Consider the following 11,623-nt stretch of genomic DNA (forward strand, 5'->3'; position numbering starts at 1 on the left):
ATGATTTTGTAATATTTTAGTTTGTTAATTTATAAAAATTTGTCGGTAAATAGGGAAAGAAAACAAGTTTCACCATATTTTTATTAATTTTTTAAATTTTTTTTTAAAACGACCCCCTAAAAAATGAAACTCTCTACGAATAGTTATAGTGAGAATAAATAAAGAAATTTTTACAAAGGGGAAAAATTCATGAAAAAGTTATTAGTACATACAACTGCAACAGCATTATTATTATCTCAGTTAGGATTTTCTAGTTCAGTACTGGCTGCTGAAAATGATACAGTTTCACCAACTGATCAAAAGGAAGAAGCACCTGCATTAGTTAAAGGTGATTTCTTTTACTTTGTAAAAACAACTGTAGAAAAAATCCAACTATTACTAACAACAGACAAAGTTAAAGAAGCAGAACTTTTAGCAGAATTTGCACAAGAACGTATTCATGAAGCAAGAGAATTAATAAAAGATGGCAAAGAAGATTTAGCAAAAGAAACAATAAAAGAAGCTTTAGGTCAGATGGAAAATGCTCAAGGCCAACTCGATGTTAAGTTACCAACTGTTACTGTACCAACGACTTCAGAAAAAACAACTACAGAAGTAGATAAAGAAGATCAAGAAAAAGTTGAGACAGATAAACAAGATACAGACAAACAAGAAACTGAAAAAGAAGATCAAGAAAAAGCTGAAACGGATAAACAAGATACAGATAAACAAGAAAAAGACGATCAAGAAAAAGCTGAGACAGACAAACAAGACTCAGACAAACAAGAAACTGAAAAAGAACATGTTGAAAAAGATGAAAAACAAAAATTAACAAAAGAGCAAAAAGAAATTGCAAAAATTCAACACCATTTAAATAACAATTTACTAGTTTTAGCAAACGTTTTAGATCAAGTTAAAAATCCAAAAGCAAAAGCTGCGATTGCTAAAAATATTGAAAAGAGCTTTAACAAAATTTCTGAAAGATTAGAAAAAGTCTTAAAGAATACAGAACAGGATTCAACTACTTTAAAACCTGTTATTACAGTTCAATACCCTGATGCAACTACAGATCAATCAGCTACACCAGAAGTTATTACAACTGTAACGAAAATTGAAGACGTAAATGACAAAGACGTGAAAAATGTTAATGAAGATAATCAAGGTGAAAATGAAGACAAAGATGACGCTACTGAAGTTGCTACAAAACCTGTAAAAGTAGAGCATAAGGAAGATCAACATAAAGTTGAACATAAGTCAAAAGAAGTAAAACCAGTTAAAGTAAAAAAAGTAAAAGTTGAAAAAGAAGAAAAACACGTAGAAAAGCACGTAGAAAAACATGTAGTAAAACACGAAAATGGTACAAACCATAGAAATCAAGAACACCAAGGAAACCAAGGTGAACATGAAAATCGTGGGAAACATAAGGAAAATGAAAAGCACGAATGGAAAAAAAATGAGGATTCAAATGATCAAGGTGAAAACCACGGAAATGGACATCATGAAGACTAATAAGTAAATTTTTCCTTTCGCCTTTCAATAAAATCACATGAAACATTTCATAAGATGCGATATGCTTAATTGCAAACGGTTAAATTAAAATGGTGCCTCTGATATTCATTGATTATATAATGAGTGGAGGCGCCTTTAAGTTTTAATAGCCAAGCAATCCTCTTTTGAAAGGAGATGGGGTCTTGTTACTTACAATTTTTCAAACGCTTTATAAAAGAAAAGAAAAAATTGAAGATATTGTATTAACAATACAACAGTCTTCATCAAAAGAACTAGATGATTTTATAGTTCAATATACCCCTTTTATAAACAAAACTGTTTCTACTATTTGTGGAAGATTTATTACAAATCAAGAAGATGAATTTAGTATCGGTTTAAATGCATTTCATGAAGCTATTAAACTATATTCATATAAAAAAGGTGCGTCATTTCTATCTTTTGCAAAGTTGATCATAAAGCGAGAATTAATCGATCACTTTCGCAAGGAATCTAAGTATCAATTATTAACTTCAGAACAAACTGGGTCCGAGGATCTGCATAAACAATATGACGACCATGTATATAGCACTTATATAAAAAATTTTGATGAAATAAATCGTAAAGAGGAAATTATTCATTTCAGTGAGATGCTTAAACAATTTGGAATTTCATTAGAAAGTTTAGTAGAGGTTTCACCTAAACATGAAGACACAAGGGAGCATATTTTTTCAGTTGTAGACCTTATTACATCTGATGAAGAAATGTTAACTTTTCTATATAATAAGAAAAAATTACCGATGAACAAACTAGAAACTAAAGTGAATATAAGCCGAAAAACGCTTGAAAAACATAGAAAATATATTATTGCCATGAGTATTATAAGCGTCAATGAGTATATTTATTTACAAAACTATTTAAAAAGGGGGAACTGAAGATGAACAATGGTATTGTATTAAAAGTAAATCGCTCATCCGTAGTTGTACTAACTGCGAACGGAGAGTATTTAAAATGTAAAAAACTATTGTCGTCCTATTCAATTGGTGAAGAAATTCAGTTCCCCAACAATGCAATCATTTTGAATAAAAAAATGAAATTGAGCATCCCTAAATTAATACCTGTCGTAATTGTGAGTGGATTAATACTTTTCTCTTTTACATTTATAAATTTAAACAGAGAAGAAGCATTAGCAGCAGGAAAGGTTACAATTGATTCTGGGGCAAAAGTGTCATTAATTTTGGACAAACAGTTAAATGTTATTGATTTAAAAGCTCACAATGAACAAGGTAAAAAAGTGATCAATAAAATGGATAACTGGAAACAGGAGCCCCTACATTTAGTTATGGATGATTTAGTTGGTGAAATGGAGAAGTCTAAAGTAATTGAACCAAATAAAAAAATCAAATTAACTGGTGAGATGAATAAAGAATTTGAAAATAAACAAAGTGTGCTAAATCACGAATTGAAGGATATTCAAGAAAGTGATAATCATTTTAATATCCCAAATTCTAAGGAACTTGATCAGCCAAAGATTAAAATTCAAAATCATAAACAAAATCAAAGTCAAAATCAAAATAAACAAGAAAAAAGTTTTAATTCAAATTCAACGAAAGTCATAAAAGGCGAAAATAATTACAAGGATAAATCTATTATAAAGTCACCTACAATCATAAAAGATAAAGAAAATGATAATGGTCATCCAAAAGAAGTTCAAAATAATAGACATCAAGAAGAGCACTGGGGAAATAAGCAGCGTCAATGGAATCATAGAAACCAAGATGAACATCATGAATCATCGAAGCAAAATCAAAAGAAACAATACAACAACAATGAAAAGCATCAAGACAAAAAAAAAAATGACTATAATGATAACCGCAAATTAAGAAGAAGTGATAATGATCAAGGCAGAAATGAACATAACGAAGGATGTCATGGGTGCAATAATCGTTATAAAAACAATGAAAACGATAACGATAACAGCTGGCATAATGGTAGTGAAAAACGCTCAGATTAATAATCTGAGCGTTTTTTATACAAATAATATACTTTAACTCATGAAAGAATAAAGGCTTAGGAAATGCCGCTCAAATGCTCATGAATAACCTTCCATTCACCATGTTCATTCTTAGTAAATAAATTAGTAGCCCTGCCATGTCCAATTACAAACTTCCCGTTCATATAGCCTTCATATTGAAATTGATAAACACATGAAGCAGAATTTTGATCGATAGTTAACCATTTTACATTCGTAGCTGTATAAACTTCATCTTGAATTACATTCCAGGCATTCTCAAAATACTGCTGAATTTCTAGCAAAGAAGTACAGGTTTTGTCTGAAAACCAATAAATGGCGTCCTTATGAATATATTTTTTTGCTTGATTAAAATCATGTGTATTTGTCGCTTTTATGTATTGTTGTAGCGCACTTTGATAGTTCATTTACAAACCGCCTTTATAGTAGAATTGAAGTAAGACCTGTAGGTGAATATCTATAAACCATCATATCATTGCAATCCATAATGAATCAGTTGTTTTAAAGATATTGCCAAATGAAAGAAACCCTCAAGGTAAGTTAAAACTTCCTTAAGGGCTACGCATGTAGAAATGAGCTTTTTAAATGCTTTCTTGACCCCTTTATTTCCTGTTGTTATCATTTCGTTACTCTTCTTAAGTAACTTCGATTATTCCACCACTTATTCGCTTATAACCTCTCCATTTCGAAAGATCTTCCATTAACTGCAATAGAGCTAAATCCTTTTTTTTCGATTCAATCATTATATCGATATCACTTCCAATTGATCTGACAATGTCAAAAAAAGGCTTAATAAAATCAGGGTCAATTAGATCTGAATGCGCTCTAAACTCTTTATCGGATTTCGGAGATGAAATATGAATTTTAGGCTTCAAATCTGTATGATCCCAAGTAGAGAATATAAGGGGTAATAATTTCTCTAACGGCTCTTCACATAAGTTTGCCATATGATGATGATAGTCAAATACGAGCGGAATGCCTTCGTTTTTGCAAACCATTAGTGTTTCAGTGGTATTATACGTTTTATCGTCATTTTCTAAAGTCATTTGTTTTTTAATGTGTGTAGGGAGCTTTTTTATATTTTCATAAAAACGTTGGATAGCAAGCTCTTTATTTCCATAGGCTCCTCCAATATGTATATTAATGACGCTTTCGTCTGAAATACCCATTGCTTCAAGAACTTTATAATGATATTCCATATCAATCACAGCATTATCAGTTATATGAGGTTTATCACTTGTAAAAAGCGTGAATTGGTTAGGATGAAAACTAACTCTTAATTCATGCTTCTTGATAAAATCACCAATTTCTTTAAATTGTTTGTGAAAAATATTTATATAATCAAATTCTACATCTGGATGAGTCGCCAAAGGGACCATTGAAGAGGACATTCTATATAAGGGGATTTGTTGTCCCACATTATAATGAAGTGCTCTATACGTATTTTCGATATTTTGCGAGGTAACATACATTAATTTCTCTAAACGCTCTTCTCGGTCAAGAGCCTTATAACGTGTAAATGTAAGAGTTTTTGCAGGTGAACAATTATATAAAGATAATGCATGTGATACATATCCGAATCGAATGATCATTTTTTGTTCACCTCTAACTTGGTTTTTGTATACCTAAAAAAACTACATTAATGGAGAAAGAAGCTTAGATAAAAGCTTGCGACACTTCCATAAGAATGTTGTATTTTTATAATGCTGGGTAGGATATGATTTTGAGTGCTCTAAGTCCTTAATAAATATTTCCTTGATCTTCAATATGAAAGACTCACTTGAAAAAATACAACTCCATTCATCATTAATGCAAAGACTTCTACGATCAAAGTTAACGGATCCTACATCACAGCAACAATCATCGATGAGTAGTACTTTTGCATGAAAAAACCCCTTCTGATAATGAAAAACTTCCCCGCCACCTTCTAAAATTAAAAGGAGATGTGGAAAACTGGCCTCTTTAACTAGTCTGTGGTCTTCTTTTTCTGGGATCATTACGCATATTTGGACGCCTCGATTAAGAGCGGCAAGAAGTGCGTTCATCAGTTTTTTTGTTGGAATAAAATAAGGTGTACCAATATAAATATGTTTTTTTGCTTGATCAATTAAATCTTTATATAGGTTCTCAATGCGTACAAAGTCCGACGAATAGAAGTGATGCTCAATTTTTCCTTTTGCTAATTCACCGTCATTAATTAGCGTATAGGATTCTCCGCCACTTCTAACCCAGTCAATTAAAAATTGAACGTGCAAATCTTTTACACCTTCACCAGTCATTCGAATATGATAATCTCTCCAATAACCTAAGTCTTCATCAAAACCAATATATTCTTTGCCAATATTAAAACCGCCAAAATAGCCGGTTTTTTGATCTATTACTGTAATCTTACGATGGTTTCGGTGTTGAAACCGATAGAGAGTATATGGAAATCCGGTTCGCCGATTAAAAAGTACTTCCACGCCATTTTCTTTTAGTTTTTTTATTCGTTCACGCTTTAGTCTAAAGCTTCCGATCCAATCAACAAGTAAGCGTACTTGTAATCCTTCCCGAGCTTTCCTTTCGAGCAGTGATAAAAATTTTTCGGATGTATCATCGTTTCGAACAATATAAAAAAGCATAGATATGCTACTACTTGCTCCTGTTATATCGTCTAGAAGATGCTTGTACAATTCATTACCTTCTGTTATTAACATTGTTTCACTATATCTTTTTTTAAATGGACAAGTTTTATCATATTTATGAAAAGCTTTATAACCAAAATAAAGATCTAAGCTAGCAAGGAGTATAAGAAAGAGTAGAGCAATTAAGCAAATGCAAAGAATCATATAATTAAACTCCTTTACCTTTTACGTGTTGATAGTATGACCATATAAATTGAAGAATATGAAAAAGAGCCAACTTAATATGAAAAAGTATTTGACTGAATAGTCATTCATAATATAATTAAAGTATATATTTTCTGAATATTACTATGGTTATAAATTTTTAAACAGTAAGCGTTTTCTTTATAGCCGGGAAAATTGGGGGAGGAATACATCATGGATCATGCACTTTTGTATTTGAACGCACTAGGGTTTGTGGCAATTACAGTTTATGCAATTTATTTATTCATTTACCTAATTAAAACAAGAATTGCCTACATTAAACTTGGTAAAAAAGAAGAATTTGAAAGAAATTTGAAAGATCGCTTTCAAAAAATTTGGGTCAATGTTTTTGGGCAAAAAAAGCTATTGAAGGATAAGAAAAGTGGATTTATTCATTTGTTATTCTTTTATGGATTCATTTTAGTTCAAGCTGGAGCTTTAGACTTTATTTTAAGAGGTCTTGTTCCTGGAGTACATTTACCACTTGGACCTTTATATGGTGCATTTACATTTTTTGAAGAAATCGTTGCGTTACTAATATTGGTGGCAGTTGTTTGGGCCTTCCATAGACGATATATTGAAAAATTAGTTCGATTAAAAAGAGGTTGGAAAAGCGGGTTAGTCTTAATTTTCATTGGTTTATTAATGTTATCAACTCTGTTTGGTAATGGAATGGGAATCATTTGGAGTGGAGATGGAACGAGCTTCCACGAACCAATCGCATCTTTAGTTGCAACAATTTTTAATGGTATTAGTGAACCTTTAGCAATTTCATTCTTTTATGTTGCTTGGTGGATTCACTTAATTTCACTTTTAACTTTCTTAGTATATGTACCACAATCAAAGCACGCACATTTACTTGCAGGTCCAGCGAACGTGTATTTTAATCGCTTATCGAAGGCAGGAAAATTAGAAAAAATAGATTTTGAAGATGAAACGCAAGAGACATTTGGTGTTGGAAAAATAAGCGACTTCCGTCAGTCGCAATTAATTGACTTATATGCATGTGTAGAATGTGGTCGTTGTACAAATGTATGTCCTGCTACTGCAACTGGAAAAATGCTGTCACCAATGGATTTAATTTTAAAACTTCGTGATCATTTAACTGAAACAGGGGCAGTTGTAACGTCTCGTGCACCTTGGGTTCCAACTGTTGCGTTTTCTAAAACAAAAGGAAATCAATTAGCATTTGCTTCACAAGGAAAACAAGAATCAGCGGCAACATTGGAATATAGTCCAAGTTTAATTGGCGATGTAATTACTGAGGAAGAGATTTGGGCATGTACAACTTGTCGTAACTGTGAAGATCAATGTCCAGTAATGAATGAACATGTTGAAAAGGTTATTGATTTACGTCGTTATTTAGTTTTAACAGAAGGTAAGATGCAACCAGATGCTCAACGTGCAATGACAAATATCGAACGTCAAGGAAATCCATGGGGATTAAATCGTAAAGACCGTGAAAACTGGAGAGAACTTGATGAAAGTATCCATATTCCAACAGTAAAAGAAGCTCAGAAAGCTGGAGAAGAAATTGAGTACTTATTCTGGGTTGGTGCAATGGGTTCATATGATAACCGTAGTCAAAAAATCGCATTAGCATTTGCGAAACTAATGAATGAAGCTGGAATTAAGTTTGCTATTTTAGGTAATAAGGAGAAAAACTCTGGTGATACACCTAGACGTTTAGGTCAAGAATTCTTATTCCAAGAGTTAGCAAGTAATAATATCGCAGAAATTGAAAAATCGGGAGTAAGCAAATTAGTCACAATTGACCCGCATGCTTATAACACATTTAAAAATGAATATCCTGATTTTGGTTTATCAATAGAAGTTTATCATCATACAGAATTATTATCTCAATTGGTTAAAGAAGGTAAGTTAAAGCCGGTTCATCAAGTAGATGAAGTAATTACTTACCATGATTCATGCTATTTAGGCCGATACAATGAAGTTTATGAAGCTCCTAGGGATATTCTTCGTGCAATTCCTGGCGTCAAACTAGTTGAAATGGAGCGTAAACGTGAAACAGGTATGTGCTGTGGAGCGGGTGGAGGATTAATGTGGATGGAAGAGCATGTTGGTAATCGCATTAATGTAACGCGTACTGAACAAGCACTTGCAGTTAGTCCGAATGTAATTGGAACAGGTTGTCCTTATTGCTTAACAATGTTATCAGATGGAACAAAAGCAAAAGAAGTAGAAGAAGCTGTTAAAACACTTGATATAGCAGAGCTTTTAGAGTTATCGATTTTTGGTGACAAACAAAACCAAGCTTCATAAAAGTTCTATAACTTTTCAATCTTCATAAAATAACAATGAAAGGTGTGCAACTTGTACACCTTTCAGACTGCCTGCTGGCGTTTTTTATTTGGTGAATTGATTGATTATAGAATTTTATTATAGAGGAGAAATAGATAATATTTTAAGGGGGAAAATGGGATGAGTAAAACAGTTATAGTAAGTGCAGTTCGTACACCAATCGGACGTTTTGGAGGCGCCTTAAAGGACTTTAGTGCTGCTCAGTTAGGTGGTATCGCAATTAAAGAGACATTGAACCGTGTTAACCATCCATTAGAAATGATTGATGATGTAATAATGGGTACAGTTTTACAAGGTGGACAAGGACAATTACCTTCAAGACAAGCACTTCGTAATGCAGGATTACCTTGGGAAACAAGATCAGAAACAATTAATAAAGTATGTGCATCTGGTATGCGTAGTGTTATGCTTTCTGATTTATTGATTCGTTCTGGCGAAAGTAAACGTATTGTTGCAGGTGGAATGGAATCCATGAGCAATACTCCTTATTATCAAACCTCTATTAGATGGGGAAATAAAATGGGGAACACAGAATTAAAGGATGGCCTTCTAGTAGATGGCTTAACTTGTTCATTTACTGGAGTTCATATGGGTACATATGGAAGTGAAGTTGCTAAACTCGAAGACATATCTCGTGAACAACAAGATGAGTGGGCACTTCGTAGTCAACAACTTGCGGTTGAATCGATTAAAACAGGTAAATTTGAAGAAGAGATTGTAACGATTGAGTCAGTTGGCAAAAAAGGAGTCGTAACAAAAATAGAAGTAGACGAGTGTCCAAGGGAAGATACTACTATTGAAAAACTAGCTAAGCTATCTCCAGCATTTGATCGCGACGGAACGATCACAGCTGGAAATGCACCTGGATTAAATGACGCAGGTGCAGCACTATTGTTAATGAGTGAGGAAGAAGCAAAACTAAATGGCTACTTACCTTTAGCTACAATTGTTGCAACAGAATCAATGGCTGTAGAAGCAAAGGACTTCCCTAGAACTCCGGGATATGTCATTCAAAAATTATTACAAAAAACAAATAAAAAGATTTCAGATATTGACTTATTTGAAATTAACGAAGCATTCGCAGCAGTAGTTTTAGCAAGTGCGAAAATTGCGGATATACCTTTAGAAAAAATAAATGTAAATGGTGGAGCTATTGCACTAGGACATCCAATTGGAGCAAGTGGTGCAAGAATCATCGTAACTTTAATTAATGCACTAAAAGCAAGAGGCGGAGGCCTTGGAATTGCTGCAATTTGTAGCGGTGGTGGTCAAGGTGACGCTGTTTTAGTAGAGGTACGATAAGAGAGAAAAGCAAGAAAAGCAGGGTATGGGAGGAGCAGGAAAGGTATGGAGGGAAATATTTCTTTCTACCTAAGTACTGCCTCCCTTAAGCTGTTATTTTTTTTGCTTTTCTATTATTGCCTATTAACTTGATCCTGTTTTTCCTTCCTTCCAGGCTTAAAAATTTTTCTACAAAAAATAACAGGAATTTTCAGATTTTTGTCTAATATTATACGAAGTAGACTATCTTTTTAGTCAAAGTAGAAAATATTTTGTTAACGCTTACAAAAATCGACAAAAACAACATGGCAGTGATAAGGAAGCAATTAAGTTAAGGGGAATAGGATATAAAATAATGATCTTTAATTAAAACCTTTCATTTGATTGTGATCCTTGTCCTAGCAAAAATCGGGGGAAATGATCTATGCAATTTCGTTTAAGTGAAGAACATGAAATGATTCGTAAAATGGTAAGAGATTTTGCTAGAAATGAGGTTGCTCCGTCAGCAGCTGAGCGTGATGAGCATGAAAAATTTGATCGTTCAATATTTGATCAAATGGCTGAGTTGGGATTAACAGGCATTCCATTCCCAGAAGAATATGGTGGAATCGGTAGTGATTATTTAGCTTACGTTATCGCGGTTGAAGAGCTTTCAAGAGTTTGCGCTTCAACGGGTGTAACTTTATCAGCACACACTTCATTAGCTAGTTGGCCGATATATAAATTTGGTACTGAAGAACAAAAACAAAAATTCTTAAAACCGTTAGCACAAGGAACAAAAATTGGTGCTTATGGGTTAACTGAACCAGGATCTGGATCAGATGCTGGTGGTATGAGAACGACTGCTAAAAAAGAAGGAAACGAATATATTTTAAATGGTTCAAAAATATTTATTACTAATGGTGGAGAAGCGGAAATTTACGTAGTATTTGCAGTGACTGATCCGACAAATAAACACGGGGTTTCTGCATTTATCGTTGAAAGTGATACACCAGGTTTTTCAGTTGGTAAGAAAGAAAGTAAATTAGGTATTCGTTCATCGCCAACAACTGAAATTATCTTTGAAGAATGTCGTATTCCGGCTGAAAACCTATTAGGTGAAGAAGGTAAAGGATTTAAAGTTGCAATGCAAACCCTTGACGGGGGCAGAAATGGTATTGCAGCTCAAGCGGTAGGTATTGCACAAGGTGCTTTAGATGCGTCAGTTGATTATGCTAAAGAGCGTGTTCAATTTGGAAAACCAATTATTGCTCAACAAGGTATCTCATTTAAACTTGCTGATATGGCTACAAGTATCGAAGCCTCTCGTCTATTAACATACCAAGCTGCTTGGTTGGAATCTAATGGACTTCCATATGGTAAGGAATCTGCAATGTCAAAATTACTTGCTGGAGATACTGCAATGAAAGTTACAACAGAGGCAGTACAAGTATTCGGTGGATATGGATATACGAAGGACTATCCGGTAGAACGCTTTATGCGAGATGCTAAAATCACTCAAATCTATGAGGGAACACAAGAAATTCAAAAACTAGTAATCTCAAGAATGCTATAAAAGTTAATTTTTATTCTTCTTTTCGCTTTACGAATGATTAGGATCACTTGGTACAAGGAATATTGATTGCCCTTTACCAAGTTTTCTTTTACAAAAAAAGGT

The 11,623-nt window shown here is 33.3% G+C and carries 9 protein-coding genes; 6 read left to right on the forward strand and 3 right to left on the reverse strand.

What is annotated here, in order from left to right:
• Nucleotides 1-189 precede the first annotated feature (189 nt).
• The 3 genes from ACFWM3_RS06520 to ACFWM3_RS06530 all read left to right on the forward strand — a co-directional run bounded on the left by ACFWM3_RS06520 (nucleotide 190) and on the right by ACFWM3_RS06530 (nucleotide 3,478).
• On the forward strand, nucleotides 190-1,488 hold the full coding sequence (locus tag ACFWM3_RS06520) for a DUF5667 domain-containing protein (protein ID WP_390310791.1): 1,299 nt from the start codon (nucleotides 190-192) through the stop codon (nucleotides 1,486-1,488).
• A 182-nt stretch (nucleotides 1,489-1,670) separates the two neighbouring features.
• Entirely contained in the window at nucleotides 1,671-2,399 is a 729-nt protein-coding gene (gene sigI, locus ACFWM3_RS06525) for an RNA polymerase sigma-I factor (RefSeq protein ID WP_082459423.1), read from the forward strand.
• A gap of 2 nt (nucleotides 2,400-2,401) precedes the next feature.
• A complete protein-coding gene (locus tag ACFWM3_RS06530; protein WP_390310792.1) occupies nucleotides 2,402-3,478 on the forward strand; it encodes an anti-sigma factor domain-containing protein in 1,077 nt (358 codons plus the stop codon).
• 56 nt (nucleotides 3,479-3,534) lie between these two features.
• Here ACFWM3_RS06530 and ACFWM3_RS06535 read toward each other — a convergent pair whose 3' ends face one another.
• The 3 genes from ACFWM3_RS06535 to cls all read right to left on the reverse strand — a co-directional run bounded on the left by ACFWM3_RS06535 (nucleotide 3,535) and on the right by cls (nucleotide 6,324).
• On the reverse strand, nucleotides 3,535-3,903 hold the full coding sequence (locus ACFWM3_RS06535) for a YybH family protein (protein ID WP_390310793.1): 369 nt from the start codon (nucleotides 3,901-3,903) through the stop codon (nucleotides 3,535-3,537).
• 228 nt (nucleotides 3,904-4,131) lie between these two features.
• Entirely contained in the window at nucleotides 4,132-5,088 is a 957-nt protein-coding gene (gene uvsE, locus ACFWM3_RS06540; RefSeq protein ID WP_390310794.1) for a UV DNA damage repair endonuclease UvsE, read from the reverse strand.
• 42 nt (nucleotides 5,089-5,130) lie between these two features.
• On the reverse strand, nucleotides 5,131-6,324 hold the full coding sequence (gene cls / locus ACFWM3_RS06545; protein ID WP_390310795.1) for a cardiolipin synthase: 1,194 nt from the start codon (nucleotides 6,322-6,324) through the stop codon (nucleotides 5,131-5,133).
• A 213-nt stretch (nucleotides 6,325-6,537) separates the two neighbouring features.
• On the opposite strand from cls, the gene ACFWM3_RS06550 reads away from it, so the two are divergent.
• The 3 genes from ACFWM3_RS06550 to ACFWM3_RS06560 all read left to right on the forward strand — a co-directional run bounded on the left by ACFWM3_RS06550 (nucleotide 6,538) and on the right by ACFWM3_RS06560 (nucleotide 11,521).
• Nucleotides 6,538-8,646 (forward strand): heterodisulfide reductase-related iron-sulfur binding cluster, encoded by a 2,109-nt coding sequence (locus ACFWM3_RS06550; protein WP_390310796.1) that lies wholly within the window; start codon nucleotides 6,538-6,540, stop codon nucleotides 8,644-8,646.
• 159 nt (nucleotides 8,647-8,805) lie between these two features.
• Complete coding sequence (locus tag ACFWM3_RS06555) at nucleotides 8,806-9,987, forward strand: acetyl-CoA C-acetyltransferase (protein WP_390310797.1); 1,182 nt, start codon at nucleotides 8,806-8,808, stop codon at nucleotides 9,985-9,987.
• A gap of 403 nt (nucleotides 9,988-10,390) precedes the next feature.
• Nucleotides 10,391-11,521, forward strand: a complete 1,131-nt coding sequence (locus tag ACFWM3_RS06560) for an acyl-CoA dehydrogenase (protein ID WP_056469221.1) — start codon at nucleotides 10,391-10,393, stop codon at nucleotides 11,519-11,521.
• Nucleotides 11,522-11,623: the final 102 nt, after the last annotated feature.

Origin of the sequence: Gottfriedia sp. NPDC058432 (assembly GCF_042721555.1) — a bacterium.
GTDB lineage: Bacteria > Bacillota > Bacilli > Bacillales > Bacillaceae_G > Gottfriedia.

Coding starts and splice junctions, on each gene's coding strand:
- ACFWM3_RS06520 (WP_390310791.1), top strand. CDS start 190: ATGAAAAAGTTATTAGTACATACAACTGCAACAGCATTATTATTATCT.
- ACFWM3_RS06530 (WP_390310792.1), top strand. CDS start 2,402: ATGAACAATGGTATTGTATTAAAAGTAAATCGCTCATCCGTAGTTGTA.
- ACFWM3_RS06535 (WP_390310793.1), bottom strand. CDS start 3,903: ATGAACTATCAAAGTGCGCTACAACAATACATAAAAGCGACAAATACA.
- uvsE (WP_390310794.1), bottom strand. CDS start 5,088: ATGATCATTCGATTCGGATATGTATCACATGCATTATCTTTATATAAT.
- cls (WP_390310795.1), bottom strand. CDS start 6,324: ATGATTCTTTGCATTTGCTTAATTGCTCTACTCTTTCTTATACTCCTT.
- ACFWM3_RS06550 (WP_390310796.1), top strand. CDS start 6,538: ATGGATCATGCACTTTTGTATTTGAACGCACTAGGGTTTGTGGCAATT.
- ACFWM3_RS06555 (WP_390310797.1), top strand. CDS start 8,806: ATGAGTAAAACAGTTATAGTAAGTGCAGTTCGTACACCAATCGGACGT.
- ACFWM3_RS06560 (WP_056469221.1), top strand. CDS start 10,391: ATGCAATTTCGTTTAAGTGAAGAACATGAAATGATTCGTAAAATGGTA.